This window comes from Actinobacillus indolicus (assembly GCF_004519515.1).
In the GTDB taxonomy this organism is placed as follows: domain Bacteria; phylum Pseudomonadota; class Gammaproteobacteria; order Enterobacterales; family Pasteurellaceae; genus Glaesserella; species Glaesserella indolica_A.
Map to the genome: position 1 here is coordinate 706,050 of NZ_CP038145.1, position 25,540 is coordinate 731,589.

Annotated in this window: 25 protein-coding genes and 3 tRNA genes; 11 read left to right on the top strand and 17 right to left on the bottom strand. The window is 40.0% G+C overall.

The features are described from left to right. Positions 1–29 precede the first annotated feature (29 nt). The 3 genes from bioB to EXH44_RS03345 form a co-directional block, all read right to left on the bottom strand. Positions 30–1,028, bottom strand: a complete 999-nt coding sequence (gene bioB, locus EXH44_RS03335) for a biotin synthase BioB (protein ID WP_162856268.1) — start codon at positions 1,026–1,028, stop codon at positions 30–32. A gap of 70 nt (positions 1,029–1,098) precedes the next feature. After that, entirely contained in the window at positions 1,099–2,118 is a 1,020-nt protein-coding gene (gene rluB / locus EXH44_RS03340) for a 23S rRNA pseudouridine(2605) synthase RluB (protein ID WP_162856269.1), read from the bottom strand. Between the two features lie 82 nt (positions 2,119–2,200). Continuing rightward, the gene (locus EXH44_RS03345) at positions 2,201–2,818 is read right to left on the bottom strand and encodes an L-threonylcarbamoyladenylate synthase (RefSeq protein WP_162856270.1); all 618 of its coding nucleotides are present in this window, start codon (positions 2,816–2,818) and stop codon (positions 2,201–2,203) included. Positions 2,819–2,989: 171 nt separating this feature from the next. Between EXH44_RS03345 and trpE the strand changes: the two genes are divergently transcribed. The 9 genes from trpE to EXH44_RS03390 all read left to right on the top strand — a co-directional run bounded on the left by trpE (position 2,990) and on the right by EXH44_RS03390 (position 9,814). Beyond that, positions 2,990–4,537, top strand: coding sequence for an anthranilate synthase component I (gene trpE / locus EXH44_RS03350; protein ID WP_162856271.1), 1,548 nt, complete (start codon positions 2,990–2,992; stop codon positions 4,535–4,537). A gap of 9 nt (positions 4,538–4,546) precedes the next feature. Beyond that, on the top strand, positions 4,547–5,125 hold the full coding sequence (locus EXH44_RS03355; protein WP_162856272.1) for an aminodeoxychorismate/anthranilate synthase component II: 579 nt from the start codon (positions 4,547–4,549) through the stop codon (positions 5,123–5,125). A gap of 106 nt (positions 5,126–5,231) precedes the next feature. Then, positions 5,232–6,236, top strand: coding sequence for an anthranilate phosphoribosyltransferase (trpD, locus tag EXH44_RS03360; protein ID WP_162856273.1), 1,005 nt, complete (start codon positions 5,232–5,234; stop codon positions 6,234–6,236). A gap of 23 nt (positions 6,237–6,259) precedes the next feature. Continuing rightward, a complete protein-coding gene (locus tag EXH44_RS03365; RefSeq protein WP_162856274.1) occupies positions 6,260–6,868 on the top strand; it encodes a glutathione S-transferase in 609 nt (202 codons plus the stop codon). Between the two features lie 131 nt (positions 6,869–6,999). After that, positions 7,000–7,857: a DUF808 domain-containing protein gene (locus tag EXH44_RS03370; RefSeq protein WP_162856275.1), complete on the top strand. Its 858-nt coding sequence runs from the start codon at positions 7,000–7,002 to the stop codon at positions 7,855–7,857. A gap of 252 nt (positions 7,858–8,109) precedes the next feature. After that, a tRNA-Ser gene (locus EXH44_RS03375) sits at positions 8,110–8,203 on the top strand. A gap of 13 nt (positions 8,204–8,216) precedes the next feature. Beyond that, a tRNA-Arg gene (locus tag EXH44_RS03380) sits at positions 8,217–8,293 on the top strand. A gap of 68 nt (positions 8,294–8,361) precedes the next feature. Continuing rightward, positions 8,362–8,438, top strand: a tRNA-Arg gene (locus tag EXH44_RS03385). A 77-nt stretch (positions 8,439–8,515) separates the two neighbouring features. Beyond that, positions 8,516–9,814 (top strand): NAD(P)/FAD-dependent oxidoreductase, encoded by a 1,299-nt coding sequence (locus EXH44_RS03390; protein ID WP_162856276.1) that lies wholly within the window; start codon positions 8,516–8,518, stop codon positions 9,812–9,814. A gap of 40 nt (positions 9,815–9,854) precedes the next feature. Here the strand turns inward: EXH44_RS03390 and murA are convergent, their stop codons facing one another. The 11 genes from murA to EXH44_RS03445 form a co-directional block, all read right to left on the bottom strand. Continuing rightward, positions 9,855–11,129, bottom strand: a complete 1,275-nt coding sequence (murA, locus tag EXH44_RS03395; protein ID WP_162856277.1) for a UDP-N-acetylglucosamine 1-carboxyvinyltransferase — start codon at positions 11,127–11,129, stop codon at positions 9,855–9,857. A 103-nt stretch (positions 11,130–11,232) separates the two neighbouring features. Further along, a complete protein-coding gene (locus EXH44_RS03400) occupies positions 11,233–11,490 on the bottom strand; it encodes a BolA family protein (protein ID WP_162856278.1) in 258 nt (85 codons plus the stop codon). A 2-nt stretch (positions 11,491–11,492) separates the two neighbouring features. After that, the gene (locus EXH44_RS03405) at positions 11,493–11,831 is read right to left on the bottom strand and encodes an STAS domain-containing protein (RefSeq protein WP_135674743.1); all 339 of its coding nucleotides are present in this window, start codon (positions 11,829–11,831) and stop codon (positions 11,493–11,495) included. A gap of 6 nt (positions 11,832–11,837) precedes the next feature. After that, on the bottom strand, positions 11,838–12,476 hold the full coding sequence (gene mlaC / locus EXH44_RS03410; protein WP_162856279.1) for a phospholipid-binding protein MlaC: 639 nt from the start codon (positions 12,474–12,476) through the stop codon (positions 11,838–11,840). A 65-nt stretch (positions 12,477–12,541) separates the two neighbouring features. Next, on the bottom strand, positions 12,542–13,051 hold the full coding sequence (mlaD, locus tag EXH44_RS03415; protein WP_162856280.1) for an outer membrane lipid asymmetry maintenance protein MlaD: 510 nt from the start codon (positions 13,049–13,051) through the stop codon (positions 12,542–12,544). A 68-nt stretch (positions 13,052–13,119) separates the two neighbouring features. Then, entirely contained in the window at positions 13,120–13,896 is a 777-nt protein-coding gene (gene mlaE, locus EXH44_RS03420; protein WP_162856281.1) for a lipid asymmetry maintenance ABC transporter permease subunit MlaE, read from the bottom strand. Next, positions 13,893–14,693 carry a phospholipid ABC transporter ATP-binding protein MlaF gene (gene mlaF, locus EXH44_RS03425; RefSeq protein ID WP_162856282.1) on the bottom strand — a complete coding sequence of 267 codons (801 nt, stop codon included), beginning with the start codon at positions 14,691–14,693 and terminating at the stop codon, positions 13,893–13,895. Before mlaF ends, mlaE begins: the two co-directional genes overlap by 4 nt. 154 nt (positions 14,694–14,847) lie before the next feature. Then, positions 14,848–15,438, bottom strand: a complete 591-nt coding sequence (gene dolP / locus EXH44_RS03430) for a division/outer membrane stress-associated lipid-binding lipoprotein (protein WP_162856283.1) — start codon at positions 15,436–15,438, stop codon at positions 14,848–14,850. Between the two features lie 21 nt (positions 15,439–15,459). Beyond that, positions 15,460–16,050: a D-sedoheptulose-7-phosphate isomerase gene (locus EXH44_RS03435; RefSeq protein WP_162856284.1), complete on the bottom strand. Its 591-nt coding sequence runs from the start codon at positions 16,048–16,050 to the stop codon at positions 15,460–15,462. Between the two features lies 1 nt (position 16,051). After that, entirely contained in the window at positions 16,052–16,396 is a 345-nt protein-coding gene (locus tag EXH44_RS03440; protein WP_162856285.1) for a YraN family protein, read from the bottom strand. 1 nt (position 16,397) lies between these two features. After that, the gene (locus tag EXH44_RS03445) at positions 16,398–18,137 is read right to left on the bottom strand and encodes a penicillin-binding protein activator (protein WP_162856286.1); all 1,740 of its coding nucleotides are present in this window, start codon (positions 18,135–18,137) and stop codon (positions 16,398–16,400) included. Between the two features lie 90 nt (positions 18,138–18,227). On the opposite strand from EXH44_RS03445, the gene rsmI reads away from it, so the two are divergent. Together rsmI and EXH44_RS03455 are read left to right on the top strand one after the other, a co-directional pair. Continuing rightward, entirely contained in the window at positions 18,228–19,091 is an 864-nt protein-coding gene (gene rsmI / locus EXH44_RS03450) for a 16S rRNA (cytidine(1402)-2'-O)-methyltransferase (protein WP_162856287.1), read from the top strand. Positions 19,092–19,264: 173 nt separating this feature from the next. Continuing rightward, complete coding sequence (locus EXH44_RS03455; protein WP_162856288.1) at positions 19,265–19,750, top strand: Dps family protein; 486 nt, start codon at positions 19,265–19,267, stop codon at positions 19,748–19,750. Positions 19,751–19,796: 46 nt separating this feature from the next. Here the strand turns inward: EXH44_RS03455 and pssA are convergent, their stop codons facing one another. From pssA to ribF, 3 genes are all read right to left on the bottom strand, one after another. Further along, positions 19,797–21,164 carry a CDP-diacylglycerol--serine O-phosphatidyltransferase gene (pssA, locus tag EXH44_RS03460; protein WP_162856289.1) on the bottom strand — a complete coding sequence of 456 codons (1,368 nt, stop codon included), beginning with the start codon at positions 21,162–21,164 and terminating at the stop codon, positions 19,797–19,799. A gap of 466 nt (positions 21,165–21,630) precedes the next feature. Further along, the gene (gene ileS / locus EXH44_RS03465) at positions 21,631–24,447 is read right to left on the bottom strand and encodes an isoleucine--tRNA ligase (protein WP_162856290.1); all 2,817 of its coding nucleotides are present in this window, start codon (positions 24,445–24,447) and stop codon (positions 21,631–21,633) included. Positions 24,448–24,511: 64 nt separating this feature from the next. Beyond that, positions 24,512–25,471: a bifunctional riboflavin kinase/FAD synthetase gene (ribF, locus tag EXH44_RS03470; protein WP_162856291.1), complete on the bottom strand. Its 960-nt coding sequence runs from the start codon at positions 25,469–25,471 to the stop codon at positions 24,512–24,514. Between the last annotated feature and the right edge of the window lie 69 nt (positions 25,472–25,540).

Consider the following 25,540-nt stretch of genomic DNA (forward strand, 5'->3'; position numbering starts at 1 on the left):
TTTGCAAGCCTTTTTTGCAATCCCGTTATTTAAGAAACAGTTAATGGATGAAGATCTAGCTTCGCCATAAGTACTTGATCATGATCTTCTTCAGGGTTTTCTGTAGTGAGCAACTTATCCCCATAGAAAATTGAATTTGCACCAGCCATAAAACATAAGGCTTGCATGGCTTCTGGCATATTGCCACGCCCTGCGGATAAACGAACGTAGCTTTTTGGCATTGTAATTCGAGCAACGGCAATAGTTCTGACAAATTCCGTCCAATCCAGATCTTCTGCATTGGCTAATGGCGTACCTTCTACTTTGACTAATTGATTGATCGGCACACTTTCAGGTTGTGGATCAAGGTTGGCAAGACTTGCAATTAAACCTGCTCGCTCTGGGCGAGTTTCATTCATTCCCACAATTCCACCACAGCAGACTTTTAAGCCAGCATTACGCACTTTGCCGAGTGTGTCCATACGATCATCGTGAGTGCGTGTATGGATAATTTTGTGATAGCTATCAGGATCGGTATCGAGATTATGGTTGTAGTAATCCAGCCCAGCTTCTTTCAGATCTTCTGCCATACCTTCTTCCAACATACCAAAAGTACCGCAGGTTTCTAAACCGAGATCTTTGACTGCCGAAATAATTTTTGTGACCACTTCAATATCTTTTGGCTTAGGTCCACGCCACGCAGCCCCCATACAGAAACGGCTTGCCCCACGAGCTTTTGCAATGCGTGCCTTTTCGAGAATTTCTTCTACATCTAGCATGGTTTGACGCTCAAGCCCCGTATCATAGCGGGCAGATTGTGGGCAATATTCGCAATCTTCAGGGCAGCCACCTGTTTTAATCGAGAGCAAGGTAGAAAGTTGGATTTCTTGCGGATTAAAGTTTTCACGGTGAACTTGTGCTGCTTTAAATACTAGCTCCATAAATGGCATTGCAAAGAGTTCTTCCACTTGGCACTTCCGCCAATATTGTGCGGTAGGGTGTGGGGTGAGTTCACTTTTGGCTTTTAAGCGAAGATTAAAGGTGGTCATTTGTTCTCCGAAAATAATTCCTTTAACTTCTTCCCCCGTTTACGAGGGAAGGTGGGATAGGGGCGAATGTTTAAATTTTACGGTATTTCGTATGCTGTTTCACGGCTTTACGAATTTGTCGAGTACTGGTACGACGACGGGCTTTTGTCACATCAACCTTAGTTTCCGTTTCAGGTTTTAAGCCAACCAATTCACGCAAGTAGTTCACTTGCTCTAATCCCATCTCTTCCCAACCACCGCGAGGTAAACTTTTTTCAAGTTTGATATTGCCGTAACGAATACGAATCAAACGACTAACTTGAATCCCTTGTGATTCCCATAAACGACGAACTTCACGGTTACGCCCTTCGGTTAAGGTGACATCAAACCATTGGTTAATCCCTGTACCGCCAACTGCTTTAATCTGTTTGAAATTAGCAGGACCGTCTTCCAACTGAACACCTTTGCGTAAACGTTGTATCATTGCGTCATTTACTTCGCCAAATACACGCACAGAATATTCCCGTTCGACCTCTCGACTTGGGTGCATTAAGCGGTTAGCCAGTTCACCATCGGTGGTAAACAGTAACAAACCTGATGTGTTAATATCTAAACGCCCCACCGCAATCCAACGAGAGCCTGTTAAACGTGGTAAGCGGTCGAATACCGTTGCTCTTCCTTCAGGATCAGCACGAGTACACAACTCACCTTCAGGCTTGTAGTACATCAACACTCGGCAGATCTCTTTTTGCGTTGGAATTAGGCTGACTAAATTGCCATCAATACGGATTTTGGTGCTTGAGCTAACCTGTACACGATCACCGAGCGTCGCAATTTTACCGTCCACACTCACTCGCCCTGCCGCAATCACTTCTTCAATTTCACGGCGAGAACCTTGCCCTGCACGAGCTAGAATTTTTTGTAGTTTTTCACCGACGATTTTGTCGTTCGTTTTGTTTTCCGTTTCAATGGAAGCGATTGATTTTATTACTTTTTTTACCAAAGGCTTACGCTGTTGAGCTTCTTGGCGTGTATGAGATTGAGTTGGCTTTTGCCAAGTTTTGTTTGAATCTGACCGCTTGGTTGCAGTCGGTTTACGAAATGTCGTCATTTAAGTTCCTTATTTGTCGCTTTCACAAGCGTCGGGGTGTTTCAATAAAACAAATTATTATCGGACACACGCAGTGTGTCTGTTACTCAAAAGGTGTCGGATCGCCCGAACCCACTCGAATAATTTCAGGGCTGTCTTGAGTTAAATCGATCACTGTCGTCGGTGATTGCCCTAAGTAACCACCGTGAATAATCAAATCGACTTGATGTTCTAAATGCTCTCGAATTTCATCTGGGTCAGATTGAGTAATTTCTTCATTTGGTAACATTAATGAACACGAAAGAATCGGTTCACCCAGTGCTGACAGCAGAGCCAAAGCAATCACATTATTCGGCACACGAATACCTATCGTCTTACGTTTAGTCATTAAACGACGAGGTACATCTTTAGTCGCAGGCAGAATAAAGGTATAAGGATTTGGCACATTATTTTTAATCAAGCGGTAAGATTGATTTGTCACTAGTGCATAAGTCGAAAGCTCTGATAAATCGCTACATACTAGCGTAAAGTTGTGATTTTCAGGCAAACGACGAATTGCCACAATACGATCCATTGCATGCTTATCACCAATCGCACAACCTAAGGCATAACCAGAATCTGTCGGATAGACAATTACACCACCGTTTTTAATGATTTCCACCGCTTGATTAATTAAGCGTTGTTGTGGATTTTCAGGGTGAATATAGAAAAATTGGCTCATACTCTTCCTTTAGGTTGTCAAAATTGGCGAGATTATACGCTGTTTATATGAGAAACGGTATGCGTTTAATAAAATTTGTTGCTTACTACTGAAGTAAACAATACAAAATAAGCTTGACTTATCCTTTGTGTACTAGTTTAATAGTACAAAAGTTTAAACAAGGATAGCGAAATGAGCGTGCAGATTCAACAAAGGGAACTTCCTTATTACGCCGATACTACGGCGATTTTTCACTATTTATGTGGTAACCAGCCCCATACTCTTTTACTAGATTCGGCAGAAATTCAAAGTAAAAACAGCCTAAAAAGTCTGCTCTTTGCTCAATCTGCGCTACATATTTTTTGCGAAGGGCAACAGGTCAATTTTCAGTCCCTCACCACAAATGGCAAAGCAGTTTTACCCTTAATCGAACAGGCGTTAAATCAGTTAAACCCTGCTCCAATTTGCAAATTTTTTGCAGAATCTGACCGCTTGCAAGCAGATTTTCCTGTGCTCAACGAAGCCTTAGATGAAGACAGCAAACTGAAAACCACCACCATTTTTGACGGCTTACGTACCGTCAGCCAGCTCTTTGCCGATGCAGTTTCCCCCATCTATTTAGGCGGTTTGTTTAGCTATGATTTAGTGGCACAGTTTATCCCAATGGAAAATATTGAGCTAAAAGATGATGGATTGTCTTGCCCTGATTACAGCTTTTACCTTGCCGAGCAGTTGATTTTTATCGACCACCAACAGCAACAAGCTACCTTGAATACCTTCTGTTTTGATCTAAAAGAACAGCAAAATCTTACTGAACAAGCGGTAAGATTTGCCGATAAATTAACAAGAAATATCGGTAAAGATCTCGATCTTGATGTGAAATCCGCTTCAACCGACATTCAAGTAAATTTAGAAGATGAGCCATTTAAAGACATTGTCCGCCAGCTTAAACATCATATTCATATCGGCGATGTATTCCAAATCGTGCCATCTCGCCGTTTCAGCTTGCCTTGTCCGAATACCCTTGCGAGCTATCGCCAACTGAAAGCGAATAACCCAAGTCCGTATATGTTCTTTATGCAAGGAGAAACTTTTACGCTGTTCGGTGCTTCCCCTGAAAGTGCATTGAAATATTCACAACAAAACCGCCAATTAGAAATTTACCCGATTGCCGGCTCTCGTCCGCGTGGCTTTGATGAGCAAGGTCACATTGATTTAGAGCTGGATTCTCGCCTTGAGCTTGAACTGCGTTTGGATCAAAAAGAGTTAGCCGAACATTTGATGTTGGTGGATTTAGCTCGAAATGATGTAGCTCGGGTGTCGGTTTCAGGCTCTCGCCGTGTTGCTGATTTGATGCAGATCGACCGCTATTCGCACATTATGCACTTAGTTTCACGGGTGATCGGTACACTTCGCCCCGATCTTGATGCCCTACACGCTTACCAAGCCTGTATGAATATGGGAACACTGACGGGTGCACCGAAAATCAAGGCAATGCAACTGATTTACCAGTTTGAACAGCAAAAACGCCATAGTTATGGTGGCGCTGTCGGCTATTTAACCTCTGACGGCAATTTGGACAGTTGTATTGTGATTCGTTCCGCCTTTGTGCAAAACGGCACGGCTTATGTGCAAGCAGGCTGTGGCGAAGTATTGGATTCCGATCCGCAATTAGAAGCAGATGAAACCCGTCATAAAGCCAGAGCGGTGTTAAAAGCGATTGCTCAAGTTAATCAGTAGGAGATCAAAATGGCAAATATTCTTTTCGTTGATAATTTCGATTCCTTTACCTACAACTTGGTTGATCAATTCCGTCAGCTTGGGCATTCGGTGACAATTTTTCGCAATGACTACCCGTTGCAAGCCTTTTTAGAGAAAGCATTAACTACGGAAGATTGTATTGTGGCATTGTCTCCTGGACCAGGTAATCCGCAGGAAGCTGGTAATTTACTGGCAATCATTCGAGAGCTGAAAGGCAAAGTGCCGATGATTGGGATCTGTTTAGGACACCAAGCGATTATTGAAGCCTTAGGCGGAGATGTCGTCCATACAGGGCAAGTCCTTCACGGTAAAGTATCAAAAATCGAACACGATAACCAAGCGATGTTTGCAGGACTCAATAATCCGATGCCAGTGGCACGTTACCATTCGTTAATGGGCGACAATTTACCCGATGAATTAGAAGTGAATGCCCATTTCGGCGACATTGTGATGGCAATTCGTCATAAACATTTACCGATTTGCGGCTTTCAATTTCACCCTGAATCGATCTTGACGGTAGAAGGCACAAGACTGCTGAAGCAGTCGGTGGAATGGCTTCTAACATAGTCTGTATGTAAGGACACACCGCGTGTGTCCGACGAATATAAGAATGTGAATAACTTGATAAGCGGACGCACGCAGTGCATCCCTACAAATATAAAAAGGATTTCCTATGCAACACGAATATCTATTAGAAAAACTCTTTAATCGACAAACCTTATCCCAAGCCGAATTCCATTGTTTATTCCAACAATTAATGCAGGGGCAACTGTCTAACGAGCAATTAGCAGGAATGCTCGTCGCTTTAAAATTGCGTGGCGAAACCATTGAAGAAATCGCAGGAGCCGTCACGGCGACCCTTGAAAATGCACAACCTTTTGCAAGACCAAACTATCCTTTTGCGGATATTGTCGGCACAGGTGGCGATGGCGCTAATACCATTAACATTTCAACGGCAAGTGCCATTGTTGCCGCAAGTATGGGGCTGAAAATAGCCAAACACGGCAGCCGTAGTGTGTCGAGCAAAACAGGGGCAAGTGATCTATTAACGGCATTAGGAATTAATGTGGGGATTTCTGCCGATACCGCTCGCCAAGCACTGGATGAGATCAATCTCTGCTTTTTATTTGCTCCGCAATATCATCAAGGCTTTAAATATGCCATTCCCGTTCGCCAAGCATTAAAAACTCGCACGCTTTTTAATATTTTAGGTCCGTTGGTGAATCCTGCCCGTCCGAAACATCAATTACTCGGCGTTTATGCCCCTGAATTACTGAAAACCTACGCCGAAACAGTCAATAGCTTAAATCATCAACATACGATTGTCGTTCACGGCTCAGGTTTGGACGAAGTGGCAATTCACGGTGAAACACAGGTTGCTGAAGTAGAAAACGGGGAAATCCGTTACTTCACATTAACCCCTGAAGATTTTGGCATTCAACGTCATTCCCTTGATAAATTAAAAGGCGGTGAACCCGCTGAAAATGCCGAAAAAATTACTGCGTTGTTGCAAGGAAAAGGTGAACCAGCTCATGTTGATGCCGTAACGGTGAATGTCGCCATGTTAATGCGTTTGTTCGGTGAACGGGATTTGAAAGTTAATGTTGAAAAAGTAAAAGCGCATTTAGCCACAGGAAAAGCCTTTGACACCCTGCAACAATTAGCGCAATATCACTAAAAATAAGCTCAAAAGGAGAAAAAATGTATCAACTTTATGTCAATCCACCGAAATCTTCTTGGTCTTTGCGCCCATGGATTTTATTAAAAGTCTTGAATATTCCTTTTGAGCAGAAAACCGTACGTTATTTAGATGATTTAACCAAACAACGAGAGCAGTTTAAAGGCTTCTCGCCGACCTCAAAAATTCCTGTACTTTATGTGGAAAACCACGTTATTTGGGATAGCCTTGCGATCATTGAATTTATTGCTGAAGATCATCCGCAAGTCTGGGTAAAAGAGAAATTTGCACGAGCTTGGAGCCGTTCGGCTTGTGCTGAAATGCATTCGGGGTTTGAGCAATTACGCTCTATTTGTAATTTCGATCCGCTTAACCGTATTCAGTTAGAACATATTCCACTCGAATTAGCAAATGAATTACGCCGTATTGATGAACTTTGGCAAGAAGGATTAATACAATTTCAAGGGAAATACTTAGCGGGCAATCAGTTTACTGCGGTCGATGCGTTTTTTGTTCCTGTTGCACTTCGCATTGAAACCTATGGTTTACATCATTATTTTAGTGAGTCTTCACTTAACTATCAGAAACATCTCTTGGCGTTACCTGCGCTAGCAGAATGGCTTTCTGAATAACAAGCGGTCATTTTCTTCCTATTTCTTGCAAAGAGAGAAAATGATTGAAATTGTTTAAAATTTCGCTCAATATATCACTTGTTATGGCCCACATCGTTGTGGGCTTTTTTTGATTGATTTAAGGAAAGAATATGGCTTTTAGTTCATTATTTACACTATTAGATGATATTGCATCTGTACTTGATGATGTCGCATTGATGACCAAAGCGGCGACAAAGAAAACCGCTGGGGTGATCGGTGATGATTTGGCGTTAAATGCAAACCAAGTAAGCGGTAAAGATATTAAACCTGAACGAGAATTACCGATTGTATGGGCGGTGGCAAAAGGCTCGTTGATTAATAAAGTGATATTAATTCCGATTGCATTGTTGCTATCAATTTATTTGCCTGCGTTGATTAATCCATTATTGATGATTGGTGGTGCTTATCTCTGTTTCGAAGGGGTAGAAAAATTACTGCATAAATTCTTACACAAAGCAGATAGCAATGAACCGCAAGAAGTCGTATCAGAAGCAGATAAAATCAAAGGTGCGGTTCGTACCGATTTTATTCTTTCTGCGGAAATCATCATTATTGCCCTTGGTGTTTTACAAGGCGCTCCAACCTTAACCAAAATTTTATCGCTCTCCGCGATTGGTATTGGGATTACGCTCTTTGTTTATGGTTTAGTTGGGCTGATTGTCAAATTGGACGATATCGGGTTATGGATGATGCAAAAGAAAAGTGCATTATCACAAAGTATCGGTAAGAGCCTGCTCTTTATTATGCCGTGGTTTATGAAATCCCTTTCTGTGATTGGGACTATCGCGATGTTCCTTGTTGGTGGTGGAATCTTTACTCATACAGTTCCCTATATTCACCATGTTATTGAAGGACTACAATTACCCGCTTCACTATTAAGCATTGCCGATCTCGTTGTGGGTATTATTATTGGTAGCATTGCTTGTGCCATTATTCTCCCTGCAATGAAATTATTTAAACGTAAATAGTCAATTTTTCTGAAGCGCTTTTAAATTTAAAGGCGCTTTTTTCTTTATTTTTTCGCCTTATTCCATTCAAGAATAAATTTCACGTAATAAATTATAACCCTATGAAAAGTCTAATAATTATTTACAAAAAGCCAGATTTTAGACACTTTGACTAGTAACTAAACAAGCGGTCAGTTTTTTTTGTTTTTTTGCAAAAATAATTTGACATATTTCCAGAACCTAGTAATATGCACGCCCACAGACACAGTGAGTGGTGAGATGGCCGAGCAGGCTGAAGGCGCTCCCCTGCTAAGGGAGTATGGGGTCAAAAACTCCATCGAGGGTTCGAATCCCTCTCTCACCGCCATTTACTTTATCACGCACCCGTAGCTCAGCTGGATAGAGTACTCGGCTACGAACCGAGCGGTCAGAGGTTCGAATCCTCTCGGGTGCGCCATTTAATATTTATCTATCAATATTGAATGGTCGCTGATAAAATAAATAACACCGTTTCTTTTCAAATACGCACCCGTAGCTCAGCTGGATAGAGTACTCGGCTACGAACCGAGCGGTCAGAGGTTCGAATCCTCTCGGGTGCGCCATTTCAAACTTTCAAATCTTTTCGTTAAAGCCAATAATAATTCTAAATCTTACGATAAGATCTTACTTAGCGGTTTTTATGCTAAATTTTGCACATCAAGAACATATTCGTACATATTATTCCGATACCCGTAATATTCATTTTCAATTACCACATCTCACCGCTAATCAATCTGCTGATGTTTGCGTGATTGGCGCAGGCTTCTTAGGGCTTTCCACCGCTTTAGAACTTGCAGAAAAAGGCAAGAATGTCATTGTGGTTGAAGGTGCTCGAGTAGGATATGGTGCTTCTGGCCGTAATGGCGGACAAGCGATCAATGGCTTCGAAGAAGGCATTGATGAATACATTAAACAAGTTGGCGAAGCAAACGCTCGCCAGCTTTGGGATATGTCCCTAGAAGCGATCAACATCATTGATGAGCGTGTTAAAACCTACAATATTCAATGTGACTGGAAAAAAGGTTACGCTACATTAGCATTAAATCATCGCCGAATGGATGATTTGGTGGCGATTGAAAAAGAGAGCCGTGAACGCTTTGGCTATCAGCATATGCAACTATGGGATAAGGCAAAGTTAGAACAACATTTAGGCAGTAAAATTTACTGTGGCGCATTGTACGATAGCCAGTCTGGACATTTACACCCATTAAATTATTGTCTAGGGTTAGCGGCAGCCTGTTTAGAGAAAGGTGTCACAATTTACGAACATACTCCAGCCCTTGATCTTCAATTTTCAGGCAAACAAGTTAAAGTTATTACCCCACAAGGCGCTATTACCGCAGATAATGTCGTGTTGGCAACAAATGCCTATATTGACGCTAAATCTAACAAAAAAATCGGCTTTAAACTTGCACGCAAAATTCTTCCTGTGGAAAGCTTTATCATTGCGACTGAGCCACTAACTCAAGCACTGGCAGACAGTATTATCAATAATGGTATGTCTGTCTGCGATAACAATATTTTGCTCGATTATTACCGCTTGAGTGCTGATAACCGTTTACTCTTTGGGAGTGATTCGAGCTCTAATGTCGATATGATGGCCAAAATGCGTCGTAATATGCTTGATGTGTTTCCACAACTTGAAGATGTTAAAATTGATTATGGTTGGGGCGGACCGATTGATATGACATTAAATGCTTCTCCACACTTTGGTCGAGTGAAGTCTAATGTTTATTTTGCTCACGGTTTTTCAGGTCATGGCGTTGCATTAACAGGGCTTGCAGGGCGTATTATTGCTGAAGCGATTGAAGGCAATGATGAACGTTTACGTATTTTTGAAGCCTTGAAAGTACCCAGTTTATTTGGTGGCAAAATGGTAAAAAGTATGGCACTTAAAATTGGCGTAAATTACTACCGTTTTTTAGATAAATATAGATAACAAAAAGTCGCTTAATAAGCGACTTTTTACCGGATTTAAATTACTCTTCAAACGGTGCGCTAAATCTTTCAATTCTTGCACCTAATTTTTGTAATTTTTCTTCGATATGTTCATAACCGCGATCGATATGATAAATACGATCTACAATGGTTTCACCATTTGCAATACAACCAGCTAATACTAAGCTAATAGAAGCACGTAAATCTGTAGCCATTACTTCTGCTGCAGATAGGCTTTCTACGCCATGACAAATTGCGGTATTACCTTCAATTTCTGCTTTTGCTCCCATACGAATTAATTCTGGAATATGCATAAAACGGTTTTCAAAAATGGTTTCGGTAATTTTACTTGTACCATTAGCAACCGTATTCAATAAGGTGAATTGTGCTTGCATATCCGTTGGGAAGCCTGGGTGTGGCATAGTACGAATATTGACTGCTTTTGGACGTACGCCTAACGAATCTAAGGTAATCGTATCTTCTGTCACATCCACTTGCATACCTGCTTCGCGTAATTTTTCAATAACAGCATCTAAAGTATCCGCTTTAGTACCGCGACAAGTAATACGTCCACCTGAAATCGCAGCTGCGATAAGGAATGTTCCCGTTTCAATACGGTCTGGAACAATATGATGTTCACATCCACCTAAGCGTTCAACACCTTCGATAGTGATCATATCTGTACCAGCACCACTGATTTTCGCACCCATTTTATTTAGGAATACAGCAGTATCTACCACTTCTGGTTCACGTGCCGCATTCTCAATGATTGTTGTGCCTTTAGCTAAGGTTGCAGCCATCATTACAGATAATGTTGCACCAACACTCACTTTATCCATTAATACACGTGCACCAGATAAACGACCATTCACTTCTGCTTTTACATAGCCTTCATCAAGGGTGATTTCTGCGCCCATTTTTTCAAGACCAGCAATATGCATATCAACAGGACGCGCACCAATCGTACATCCACCTGGTAATGAAACTTGTCCTTGGTGGAAGCGGGTTAATAATGGCGCTAATGCCCAGATTGAAGCACGCATCGTTTTCACTAATTCATAAGGTGCAACATAGTGATCGATTTTACTTGCATCAATATGAACACTATTGTCCTCAGTGCGTTCTACCACTACACCTAATTTACGCAAAATTTTGAATGTGGTATCCACATCTTTTAAATTAGGGACATTAGTCAATACAACAGGCTCTTCCGCCAAAATTGCAGCAAATAAAATAGGCAGTGCAGCATTTTTTGCACCTGAAATATCAACAGTACCACTTAATGTAAATGGACCGTGTACACGAAATTTTTCCATTTGAGTTCCTTAAATCATAAAGACAAAATTGAACCTAAAAAATAGGTTTGCAAGCGGTCAGATCTCAACCTTATTTTGCAAACATTTTTATCTTCAATTTCAATTAACCAGCCATATTAAGAAGACGTTCTCTCTTCCACTGTTCTTTGGTAAAGGTTTTAATCGTTAATGCATGAATTGCATTCGTTGCAAAGAATTCTGTTAATGGTCCATAAATCATTTGTTGTTGTTTTACTTTTGATAAAGACGCAAAAGCATCGCTTACTGCGATGACACCATAATGGGAATTTTCGCCTTGCACATAAACTTCATCAAGTTCTAAGGCATTTTTTAGAATTTCTTCAATTTGTTTTGGTTCCATTGTTATTTTTTCTCTTTAGGTAAAAAAGTCTTAAACCAATCTGATAAATCAAATAATTCCGCAAGACTTGTGAGTGTTGGCGGAGTATTTAATAAACAATTTGGATTTTTTTGTTGATAATGGTGGAGTAATTCCGCAAGTAGTGTGAAGCCGGACGAATCAATGCTTGTAAGCGATTTGAGATCCCAATAAATATATTGGTTACTTTTTGGTGATAAAAAAGAAGCACGTTGCTTCCATAAAGGAAGCAACGTGTCACGTGTAAGGTCACCAGACAACTGAACCATCAGACTTTCATTATTTTGCTGAATGTCCCATTGTAATGGATTTTTGGATTGCATACAGAATTATTTACCTAAAGTAATAGGTTGTTTTGCAGATTGTGCAACTTGAGCTGTTAATGCATCAATACCTTGTTGACGTAAGATGCCACTCCATTCATTTTGTTTTGTTGCAACCATGCTTACCCCTTCTGCAGCCATATCATAAGCTTGCCACACACCTGTTTTTATATTTTTACGCCATTTAAAATCTAATTTAATTGGCTGAGCGTTGCCTGATTGTAAAACATTCACACGGATGCTCACGATAGATTTATCGCCGACCGGTTTTTCACTTTCGATTTGTACTTGTTGGTCTGAATATTGGGTTAATACTTGTGCATAAGATTGCTCAATAAACTGACCAAACGCATTAAAGAACGCATCACGTTGTGCATCTGTTGCAGAGGCTAAATTTTTACCTAACACTAATTGACCAGCATATTTCACATGAACATGTGGCATTAAATCATTACGCACGATAGTACGTAAATAGTTTGGATCTTTTTTAATTTTGCTTTGATTTGCTTTGATGTCACCGAAAAGTTTATCTGCTGTTTGTTGCATTAAAACATAAGGACTTGTTGATGCAAATGCAGTCGTTGAAACTAAAGTTGATAAAGCGACAACGCCAGCAACAAGAATGTTTTTAAGGGTTTTGATCATATTTAAAACTCCAAAAGTAAAATGGATCATCCATTTATTATTTATAGTGAGCAAATGCTCGTGAATTATTCCGCTTTAGGTTCAGCGGACTCTTCTTTATTGTCAGATTTCTTATCGCCATATAAGAACTGACCAATTAAATCTTCAAGAACCATAGCAGAGTTGGTATCTGCAAAGGTATCTCCTGCTTTTAACATACTCGTTTCACCTTCAAGAACAAAGCCAACATTTAAGGCAATATATTGCTCTCCAAGTAAACCAGCCGTTTTAATTGAAAGTGAGCTTGTATCTGGAATTTGATTAAATTCTTCATTGATAGCGAGAGTCACTTTCGGAGTATAGGTTTTCGGATCAAGTTGGATGTCAGAAACTCGTCCTACAACAACGCCACCGACTTTAATCGGCGCGCGAACCTTTAGTCCACCAATATTATCAAAAGTTGCATAAAGCGCATAAGTTTTTTCTGAAGAAAAACCTTGAACATTGGCAACGCGTAAGCCTAAAAAAACTAAAGCTCCTAATCCAAGCAGAACAAATAACCCTACCCAAAATTCATATTTAATTGATTGACGCATAATTTTCCTTATTGAAAGGGGTTAACAAGCGGTATGATTTGCACGATTTTTTGCAAATTCCCTTCTTATTAACCACCAAACATAATTGCCGTTAAAATAAAATCTAAACCTAAAATGACTAAAGATGCATGCACAACGGTTCTTGTTGTTGCTTGGCTAATGCCTTCCGACGTTGGCAGTGCATCATAACCATTAAACAGTGCAATCCATACCACTGCAAAAGCAAAGACGAGACTTTTAATAAACCCATTGAGTAAATCAGTTACCGTTACGCTACTTTGCATGACAGACCAAAAGCTTCCAGAGTCAACGCCTTTCCAATCAACGCCGACTAAAGAACCACCCCAAATACCAATCGCAGTAAAAATCACCGCTAAAATTGGCATCGCAATCACACCCGCCCAAAAACGTGGCGCAACAACACGACGGAGTGGATCAACCGCCATCATCTCTAAACTTGAAAGTTGCTCCGTGGCTTTCATTAAACCAATTTCTGCTGTTAATGCAGAACCTGCACGCCCAGCAAATAATAATGCCGTCACCACAGGACCAAGCTCACGTAATAGCGAAAGGGAGACCAACTGCCCTAGGCTTGTTTCTGCGGAAAAGTCAACTAAGACCACATAACCTTGCAAGCCCAATACCATCCCGATAAATAAGCCTGAAAGCATGATGATTAATAAAGACTGCACGCCAAGGACGTGTAACTGCTTAATCAGCAATGGCGTATGTTTACGAAATTCAGGTTTGCCAATTAATGCTCCCCAGAGCATAAAACTTGCTCTGCCAAGCGCTCGAATAAAATGGATGACAGAGCGTCCAACAGATGAAACAAAGTCAATCATTGAAACAGCTCCTTGGTATAATCTTCGGCTGGATAATGGAATCTCACAGGACCATCTGCCTTTCCTGATAAAAATTGAACGACTTGCGGATCTTGGCTAGACAATAAACTCTCAGGGGTACCTTCTGCAATTATACGTTTATCTGCAATGATGTAAGCATAATCTGCGATGCTTAATACTTCCGTCACATCATGAGAGACAACGATAGACGTTAAGTTTAATGCTTGGTTTAATTTTTTAATCAACTCAACGATAACCCCCATACTGATAGGATCTTGTCCCGTAAAAGGCTCATCATACATAATCAAATCAGGGTCTAATGCAATCGCTCTTGCCAATGCCGCACGGCGAGCCATACCGCCAGAAAGTTCTGATGGCATTAATTGTGCTGCGCCTCGTAATCCAACCGCTTCAAGTTTCATTAATACTAGCTTACGAATGAGCTCTTCGGGTAAGCGAGTATGTTCACGAATAGGAAAAGCGACATTGTCAAAAGTCGATAAATCCGTAAATAATGCGCCAGATTGGAATAACATCCCCATTCTCTGACGAATTTGGTACAAGGTTTTATTATTTGCCTGACAAATATCTTGTCCATCAAAGAGTATTTCACCGTGTTCAGGTAAAATTTGACCGCCAATAAGACGTAAGAGAGTGGTTTTACCAATCCCTGACGGCCCCATAATTGCAGTCACTTTGCCTTTTTGCACTTGTAGATTGAGATTGTCGTAAATAACACGCTCACCTCGTTTAAAGGTTAAGTTCTTTACTTCAACCAAATTCTCTTTATTACGCATTCGGTTTCTCTAGGTTAAAAAATAGCTTGCGATAATCAATGATGCCCTAATTAAAGTCAATGTTATTTAAAAAAATTGACAAAATTATTCTCAATAAAAAAGGCATATTGATAGGCGTGTTTCAATATGCCGATATTGCTTAATTATCTAGTTTCTATTGAACATAAGTAATTACTTTAACGACTTTCGCAACACCACTAACATTACGTGCTACATCAGCAGCTGCATTCGCTTGAGTATTGGAAAGACTCCCCATTAAGAACACTTCACCATTCTCAGTGATGACTTTCACTTCCGTGGCTTTGACTTCATTATTAACAAGTAATTGTGATTTCACTTTTGTAGTGATCCAACTATCTTGGCTGATTTGTGCAACACCTATTTTTTCACCTACACGAATTTCATTATATACGGTGGAAACGCTTTCTACACCAGCAGCTACACTTTTGGCAGCCTCTCTTGCAGATTCATTTGGTGCTTGTCCAATTAGCAGTACTTTTCCGTTGTAAGCAACAACATTAATGCGTGCTTCTGATTTAATCTGTTCATCCTTATTTAAATTATAAGCGACCTTTTCTTCCAAAGTTTCATCATCAATTTGGCGACCAGCACTTCTCGGATCCGTTGCCACTTTTGCTGCAGTAGCCCCTCCTACAACAACTGCTGTTGCTAAACAGCCCTGTAGAGATAACAATGTTATTCCTAACAGCCCTACTTTTCCAAATTTCTTTACTAACGTTAACATAATAATCTCCTTAAAAGTGTTTTAATTTGATGAGGTTGGAAACAGTAAACTATCTACTAATTCACAAATCATATTGACACAAAACTGGTGACCTTCAATGATTCTCATCTCATTAATGGATGGCATCTCAATTTCCAGATCCGTTTCATCTAATAACCCTTTAGTATGATCATTTCGACTACTGGTAAATGCAAAAATCTCTAAATTTTCATTATTCGCACAGTGAATTGCGTTCAATACACTTTCTTCATTACCAATAGGCGAGAATGCAATAAAAAGATCGCCTTCTTTTGCTATCACTTGTAATTGTTTACGATAAATTTGGGCTAAATCCTGATCTTGATTTAAACACCCAACTAACATTCCGTCAAATTGTAACAAATGGGCGGAAAGACTTGGTCTAACCAAGTCATAACGATGTAAAAGATTGCTCACTAATAACTGGGCATTTGCATAAGAACGCCCATAGCCACAAACAATCACTTTATTACCACGAAGTAAACAGGCAACAATACGATTCGCAGCTTCATTTAATACTTTTGGCAATAACTCCGCTGCTGCGATTTGAATCTGAATACTTTCACTAAAGCGATCTTGAATTTTATCTAACATCTTATCCTAAAAAATTTTTTATCCAGATTGGCTCATTACTTCCTTCAAAAGCCACGACATCAAATCGACAATATGCCGTATCTAATGAAAGATGACGTTTTGCTAACCACAAATTAGCCGCTTTTAGCCATTTCTGCTGTTTTTGGTAATTGATACTTTCAACAGCAGAACCAAAATATGCATTTTTACGTTGGCGAACTTCTACAAAAACAAAAGTCTCTTGCTCTTTCATAATTAAATCAAGCTCACCACATTTAAACTGCTGGTTTTGAGCAATAAACAGCAAGCCTTGATTTTCTAAGAAAACCTTTGCTTGCTGTTCATAATAATAGCCCTGAGCTCTCATCTTAGTTTGCGTTAATGATGCTACCGCTACGGTATTGTAGCCAATTCATTTCACGTTCAATATTACAGTGAGTCCCTGCACTTAAAATACCTGTTAATCCATGGACTTTGTAACCAGGAATCTGACGGAATTCATTAAATTTATTCGCAATAGACCATGTATCCGATCCCATAGCATAAAGACGCATCATTGAGAAATCACTTTCTGCAATTTGTTCTGCTTTTTTATATTCGTCAGATTCTGGATCTGAAAGTAACGGAATTTCACTAAATTTAACCCCTTCCATCGTTAAACGGAAATCAGGACCGTTATTTGGTGAATTACTACGTGACGAAGTATAAATTGGATATTGATTTGCTAATGGTGAGTTATCAATACCTTGTTTTACATCGACTAATTGTTCCGCTGTGCCTAACACATAAATACCGCTGCCTTGAGACAGCCCTGCACTTTGTAGCAAAGAAATACCTTCAAATGCTTCATTATAGTAACGAATGTCCGCATCTTTATTAGTTAATTGGCGCCAACGTTGTGCGAAAGCATCTGCTGAACGTTGTCCGAAATCGCCATTTGGTGCAAGAACTACCGCATTATTTAATCCGTCTTTTCGGAAACGCTCTGCGGCAGATTTTGCTTCAGATTCTGGCGATAAGCCATAATAACAAACCTTCGCAACAGGTCTTGCATTAGGTGTTGAATTTAATGCCAATACATTAAGATTATTAATTTCTGGGCTGACAAGCATTTCATCGACACGATTTTTCAATAATGGACCAATAACTGTTTGTGCACCTTGCTGTTTTGCTTGAACAAGTAGATCATTAACAGGGGCTGTATCCGTATCAAAAACTTGAACGGCTATCGAATCTTGTCCTTTGGCATCATTAAAACCACGTTTAATAATATCGCCTAGAATTTTACCTTCTCCACTTAGCGGTAAAAGTAACGCAACACCATTTAATTGTGTTTGTTGGAAAGAGACCACATTTTGTAATTCTGTTGGCATTAAAATTGCGGCAGAATGATTAGGATATTGCTGTTTCCAATTTTGAATTGCTTGTGGAAGCTGTTCTGGCGCTGACATATGTTGGTTATATGTCACAACCAATGCTAACCACCCAGCTAGCCCCATTTCACCGGGCCCTGCTACTGCTTTTTCTAGCATACCACGGTTGGCATTACGCAACGTTTCCCAAATTTTATCGTTATTTGCCTGACGACTTTGCGTATCTTTCATGTAACTATCCATAAAAGATCTTGCTCTTACGACTTCAATAGCGTCATTCTGGTTTTCAGCAATACGAGCTTGGGTTTGGTAAACTCGCAACAGTTGAGATTGACTTAACTGCGCTTGTGGTAAGCTTTTTAAGAGTGAGTAAGCTTCTGCATTTTTTCCTTGAAGCGCGGCTAATTGTGCAGAAAGTAATTGATATTCTGGTTTTTGGAGCTCATTTAACTTCTCTACAACAATGTCTGACATTGTATTTTGTGCTTCAACGACTTTATTTTCATCGATCAATTTTCGCACAGCCAGTAACCGATAGCTTTGTTGTTCTTCTTCCTTACCGCTTTGATCTGCTTTATTAATGTAGAACTCAGAATTTGCATAGGCTTCATCTTTGAGAGCTTCTGTCACTTGATTATTTGAACAGGCAGCAAGTAATAAAGCTAATGTCGTAGGAATAAAGATTGTCTTCATTTTTTGGCGAAAGCCTCGACTTTGTACTAAAATAGTTGGCATTTTATTGCTCCATAAATTTGGAAATAGGTATTCTTAATACTCTGAATAAGCACATCCAATGATCTTACTTATCAAATAAGCGAAAATCAAATGAAAAACGGACATAATAACGAACAAATTGGCACATTATATATCGTTGCCACTCCTATCGGAAACCTTGATGACATCACCCAGCGTGCATTAAAGACCTTTGAACAAGTCGATTTAATTGCAGCAGAAGATACACGCCATAGCGGCATTCTGTTAAGTCATTATGGTATTAAAAAGCCTTTTTTTGCCTTACACGATCATAATGAACAACAAAAAGCTTCTATTCTTGTTGAAAAGTTACAACAAGGACAAAATATTGCCCTGATTTCTGATGCAGGAACGCCATTAATTAGCGATCCTGGGTTTCACCTTGTCCGCCATTGCAGACAAGCAGGTATCCACATTGTCCCAATACCAGGCGCTTGTGCCGCCATTACTGCATTGTGCAGTTCAGGTATTGCATCTGACCGCTTTTGTTTTGAAGGGTTCCTTCCTGCAAAAAGTAAAGCGCGCTGTGACAAACTCACAGCGCTTTCTGAAGAACCGAGAACACTTATTTTTTATGAGTCCACACACCGAATTTTGGAATGTCTAGCTGATATGCAAAAGATCTTAGGTGAAGATCGCTATATTGTGATGGCAAGAGAACTCACAAAGACATGGGAAACTATTCGGGGAGATACCATTGTGAATTTGATCGATTGGCTATCTCAAGATAATAACCGCATCAAAGGTGAAATTGTTTTAATTGTTGAAGGAAAACAGTCTCAGGAAAATGAAGAAATTTCACCACAAGCGATCAAATTACTGACATTATTAAACCAAGAACTTCCATTAAAAAAAGCCTCTGCGATTGTTGCAGAAACCTTTGGATATAAAAAAAATGAGCTTTACCAATACGGTTTAGATCATTTTAAAGCATAACAAGCGGTGAGATTACGATGATATTTTGCAAAGAATATCTCATTGTTTTTAAACGAAATTAATCTCATTTAAGCGATTGTTTTTTTCTATTAAATGGATAAATTATATTCGCTGTCTTCGCCATGTTTTTCACTTATAATAGGTGAAAATTACTTAATCATAGGAGAAATAGTATGTTAAATTCAATTGGCTTAGAAAAAGAAACATCTGCTAAATTAGCTCAAGAGTTAAATAACTTATTAGCAAGTTACCAAGTATTCTACACCAATGTGCGTGGCTATCATTGGAATATCAAAGGCGTAAGCTTCTTTGAATTACACGCAAAATTTGAAGAAATCTATGATGATTTAGTGGTTAAAGTAGATGAAATTGCAGAACGTATTCTTACCTTAGGTCACGTTCCTGCTAATGCCTTTAGCCAATACCTAAATGTTTCATTAGTCAAAGAAGACATTGGCGCAAGTTCTGCTCAACATTGTTTAACAGGCACATTAGAAGGCTTTAAAACCTTATTAAAACAACAACGTGAAATTCTTGCTCTTGCAAGTGAAGCTGGCGATGAAGGTACCGCCTCACAAATGAGTGATTACATTAAAGAACAAGAAAAACTCGTATGGATGTTCTCTTCTGCGGCAACTTGTGGTGTATGCCAACAATAATCTTAAGAAAAAGCTGATTTCAACAACATTGAAATCAGCTTTTTTACTACAATAACATCTTCACAATCTTATCCAATTTTACCCGTCCAAATTTTTTGAGTAATTTTTTCACTTTTTCTGGGTAGTCTTTTAGCTCTTCCAAATCGCTATAATGGGTCAAAACGGTCGTATGCGTACGAATTTGCGCTAACTCGTCCTGGGCTTTTTCGGTAAGCTCTCCGTTTGGATCGGAAATCAACACCGCATTTTCCGCATCAAGCTTCCAAGCTCGTGGATTGAGATTATTTCCTGTCAATAAAATATAACGATCATCAATCCACACCCCTTTTAGATGATAGGTGTTTTCCCCATCTTTCCATAAACGGATAGTTAATTGCCCATTTTGAATGTAATAATCAAAACGTTTAGCAAACGCTCGTAGATTTTTTTCATACAAATATGGCAACGCTGATGCCATCGTAAATTTTTCTTCAGGAGGCGTAAAAAAGTCGTTCGCCGTTTTATCGCCGACAATAATTTCAATCTGTTTGCCATTTTCCAATAACCACTCTATTCGTTGGCTGATAGAACGAGGGAAATTGAAATAAGGCGTACAAATGGTTAATTTTTGTTGCACTTGGAAAAACAAGGCTTCAATCGTTTTATTCAGCGGATTTTTACGTCCTAAGCCCACCACAGGAGAAACCATTAGCTGTTCATGATTCATTGGCTTACCATTAAAACGATATGCCTGTTGGCTTAGCTCCTTACGGAAAGCTTTTACAAGCGGTCGGATTTCAATGGTTTTTGGACGATTTGCTTGATCCAAGCGATTTACCGCTGAGTTAGTCAAAATATTCTGCTGAATAAAATTAACCCAACTGTCTGCCAGCGTTTTATTTTCTATTTGATGATAGCGGTCGTAGCGATAACGCTCAAACTGCTGTAAATAGACGTTGTTAATGCTCGCTCCGCTATAAAGCAAGGTATCATCAAACACAAAACCTTTTAGGTGCAACACGCCGAAGATCTCACGTTTATTGACCGGAACGCCATAAAACGCAATCTCTTGCTCTGTCGGCAGGGCATATTTTTCACGCATTTGGGTGTACCAATCGGCATTTGAACTTTGGGTTTCTTCGCCGATACGCCCACGTTGTGCCCTATGCCAATCCACAAAGACTTTAATTTCTAGTTGTGGGTTAGCTAATTTCGCTTGATAGAGTGCATCTAAGATCTCTTGCCCAGCTTCATCTTTTTCAAAATAGAGAGCGGTGAGATAAATACGAAATTTTGCTTGTTTGATTAACGCTAAAATTTGTTGTTTAAACGCAGTGCTACTTGTTAGAAAATCCACTTTTTCTACCGCTTGGGGTATGAAGGTGAGATTGTCTAAGTGGCGTTTTGCACGGGTTTGTTTATTTAGAATAAGCATTGTTAGTCCTCTGTTACTTTTCTTTGCTTGTGCAAAGAAAAGTAACCAAAAGAAACACACCCTACTTCACCGCTTATCTTCGCTTAGTTTAAATTTGTTTAACGGAACATTTTAAATTCGCCAACTTCGTTGGCTCAGAGAAAAATGTTCCTACAAATTTAAACACGCTCAGGCGGTTCAGAAGGGAACCCAATCCGCCATAACAAGCGGTGAGTTTTAATCAATTTTTTGTAATGCTAAGATCGAGATGTTCGATCTCCCCTGCGTTTCGCCGAAGCGGTTGCATCAATTTTTGAGGACAACTTTTCGTGTTTGAGCTTGCGAAGCAAGCGAATTTGAAAAGTTCGTCCCAAAAATTAGCAACAAGCGTAGGAAGAAGAAACGCTCGGGGTCGCCTTTCTTTTGCCTACTTTTCTTTGGCGAAGCAAAGAAAAGTAGGAAATGTAGTTACGGAGAGAGTGCTTGTTTAAGCAAATGCTCTTTGCTCGCCATTACCTGCCACATTCTCCACACAACGCCCACAAATCTCAGCGTGTTCTGCATTTGCACCAATATCTGTCGCATAGTGCCAGCAACGTGGGCATTTTTCACCGTCAGCACGTTCTACTTTCACCGCAAGACCAGCTAATTCACCTTCAGCAACATCGGCTTCGGCAAGTGGTTTAACAACCGCTTGTGAAGTGATTAACACGAAGCGTAGCTCGTTGCCTAACTGTTCTAACAACGGACGAATATCATCATTTGCATAAACGGTGACTTTCGCTTCTAAGCTAGCACCGATTAACTTGTCATTACGTGCTTGCTCTAATACACGATTGACCTCAGCACGTACTTTTAACAGTTTTTGCCAGTAGCCATCATCTAATTTATCCGCTTCGCTCAAGCTGAATAAACCTGTATAAAACTCTTCGGTAAAGACAAATTCAGAACGCCCTTCCACTTGTGGTAAGTAGCCCCAGATTTCATCGGCAGTGAAGGATAAAATCGGTGCCATCCAACGCACTAACGCTTCAGAGATATGCCACAATGCAGTTTGACAGCTACGGCGTGCAAGGCTGTCTGCTTTGGTGGTGTATTGACGGTCTTTGATAATATCTAAATAGAACGATCCCATTTCGATTGAACAGAAACGCATTAAACGCTGAACAACGGTGTGGAATTGATAATTATCATAGGCTTCTTTAATGTCGTTTTGTGCATCTAACGCACAGCTTACCGCCCAACGATCTAGGGCGATCATCTCTTCAGGTTTAACCAGATCACGTTTTGGATCGAAGCCGTTTAAGTTCGCTAATAGGAAACGTGCAGTATTACGGATACGGCGATAAGTGTCACCTGCACTGTTTAAAATGTTGTGCGAAACGGCAATTTCACCGGTGTAGTCCGTCGAAGCAACCCATAAACGTAAAATATCTGCACCATTTTTGTTCCACACTTCACTTGGCACAATCACATTACCGAGTGATTTTGACATTTTGCGACCTTTTTCATCGACGGTGAAACCGTGTGTAAGTACTTGATTATAAGGTGCTTTATTATCGGTTGCCGTAGAAAGCATTAATGATGACATAAACCAACCACGGTGTTGGTCTGAACCTTCAAGGTACATATCCGCAGCATTGCCGTTAAACTCTGGGCGTTGTTGCACTACAGACGCATAGGTTGATCCTGAGTCGAACCATACATCAAGGGTATCAGGCACTTTACGATAGATTTTCGCATCTTCTTCGCCTAAAACTTCTTTCGGATCTAAATCCCACCACGCTTGAATACCTGCCTGCTCAACACGTTTTGCCACTTCTTCCAAAATTTCTAAGGTGCGTGGGTGTAGCTGTTCTGTTTCGTTATGCACAAACATTGTCATCGGCACACCCCAAGTACGCTGACGAGAGATACACCAGTCAGGACGGTTCGCCACCATCGTATCAATACGTGCTTCACCCCAACTTGGGATCCAACGTACACGTTTAATTTCGCCTAATGCCTGTTTGCGTAAACCTTGCGTTTCCATACCGATAAACCATTGTGGTGTCGCACGGAAAATAATCGGAGTTTTATGACGCCAGCAGTGCGGATAGCTGTGTTTGATACGCTCTAATTTGAGCAACGCCCCAGTTTCTTTTAGTTTTTCAAGGACTAAATCATTACTTTCAAACACACCTTTGCCTGCAAAGAATGGTGTAGTTGAAATGAATTTACCATCGTTTGCCACCAAACAAGCCATTTCTAATTTATATTTCTGACCCACAATATAGTCGTCTAAACCGTGATCCGGTGCGGTATGTACTAAACCCGTACCGCCATCGGTAGTAACGTGATCGCCTAAAATAAACGGTATACTATACTCATAGAACGGATGGTTAAAACGCATTAACTCTAAATCACTGCCTTTCGCTGAACCTAACACTTCCACTTGCTCAACGCCTGCTGCTTTTTGTACAGCTTCTAGAAGTTCTGCCGCAAGAATGACACGCTCATCGCCAAATTGTACGAGTTGATATTCTAATTCTGCATTTAACGCAATCGCACGGTTTGACGGCAACGTCCAAGGGGTTGTTGTCCAAATTACTGCAGAAATTTGACCGCTTCCTTTACCTTGTGCATTAAATTTCGCTTCTACGGCAGCAGGATCTACCGCAGAAAAACGCACATAGATTGATGGCGAGACTTTATCTTCATATTCCACTTCAGCTTCAGCAAGGGAAGATCCACAATCTAAACACCAGTGAACCGGTTTTGAGCCTTTGTATAAGTGACCATTTGCAATCACTTTACCTAAAGCACGGATAATATGGGCTTCTGTATCAAAGTTCATTGTCAAGTATGGGTTATCCCAATCACCCAACACACCCATACGGATAAAGTCTGCTTTTTGCCCTTCAACTTGTTCTGCTGCATATTTACGACATTCTTGACGGAATTCTGCCGCTGAAATTTTTTCATTTGGCTTACCCACCAAACCTTCTACTTTCAACTCAATCGGCAAACCGTGGCAGTCCCAACCCGGGATATACGGCGAGTCAAAACCCAACGCAGTTTTTGATTTAATAATAATATCTTTTAAAATTTTATTAACGGCGTGACCAAGGTGAATATTCCCGTTCGCATACGGAGGACCATCGTGCAGAATAAAGGATTTTTTCCCTTTTGATGCTTCACGAATTTTTTGATAGAGCTTTTTGTCGTACCAATTTTGTAACATCGCAGGTTCACGCTTAGCGAGATCCCCACGCATCGGAAAGCCTGTTTCAGGCAAATTTAATGTGTTTTTGTAATCAGTCATTTTTATGTTCCAGTTAATAAAATTTAAAAATAAATCGGTGATTGCATATTTGCAAAACTCTCTCTTAATCTGACCGCTTGCTATGCGTAAAAAAGCTTTTTACGTCAATAACATCACGTTCTATCTGTGATTTCAGTTCATCAAAACTCGCAAACTTAATTTCTGAACGAACCTTCTTTAAAAAACGAACTTCAATCGCTTGCCCATAAATAGATTTATCAAACTCAAATAAATGCACTTCTAATAGCGGCTTTGTTCCGTTTATCGTTGGTCGATTGCCTACATTAGCAATGCCGTTGAATACGCCTTCGGCTGTTTCAATTTGCACGGCATAGACACCTTGGATTGGGGTGACTAAGCGGTTCAACATAATATTTGCAGTTGGAAATCCAATGGTTCTACCTAATTTATTACCGTGAGCAACACGACCACAAATTGCATAAGGTTTTCCTAGCATTTTTTCTGCTAACTGCAGATCATCATTATGTAACGCATCACGAATAAGTGAACTACTAACCCGCTGTTGCCCTAAACAATGGCTATGCGAATTTTCTACGTCAAACCCAAATTGCTTCCCAGCTTTTTGCAAAATTTCAAAGTTTCCTGACCGCTTGTAGCCAAATTGGAAATCATCTCCAACACTTAAATATTTCACATTTAATTTATCCACCAATAAAGATTGAATAAATTCTGCAGGCGCTAACTCTGCAAACTTTTGATTAAAACGAATACAGAGCAAATAATCTATGCCGATTTGTTGTAATGCCGAAATCTTATCGCGCAACCGCATTAAACGAGCAGGAGCTATAGAAGACGTTAACTTTTTCGCAAAAAATTCTCGTGGTTGCGGCTCAAAAACCATGACCACAGAAGGTACGCTTAATATCTTTGCTTGTTCAATTAAACGTTTCAAAATTTGTTGATGCCCTAAATGAACGCCATCAAAATTTCCGATTGTTAATGCACACCCATTTCGGAAATCAGGCATACTTTTAAAATTATAAACTCCACGTATTAATTGCATTATTAAGTTGGCTTTAGTTTTTCAAACAAAAAATTATTCCCGATTATACGGGGAACAGGGATAAATGGA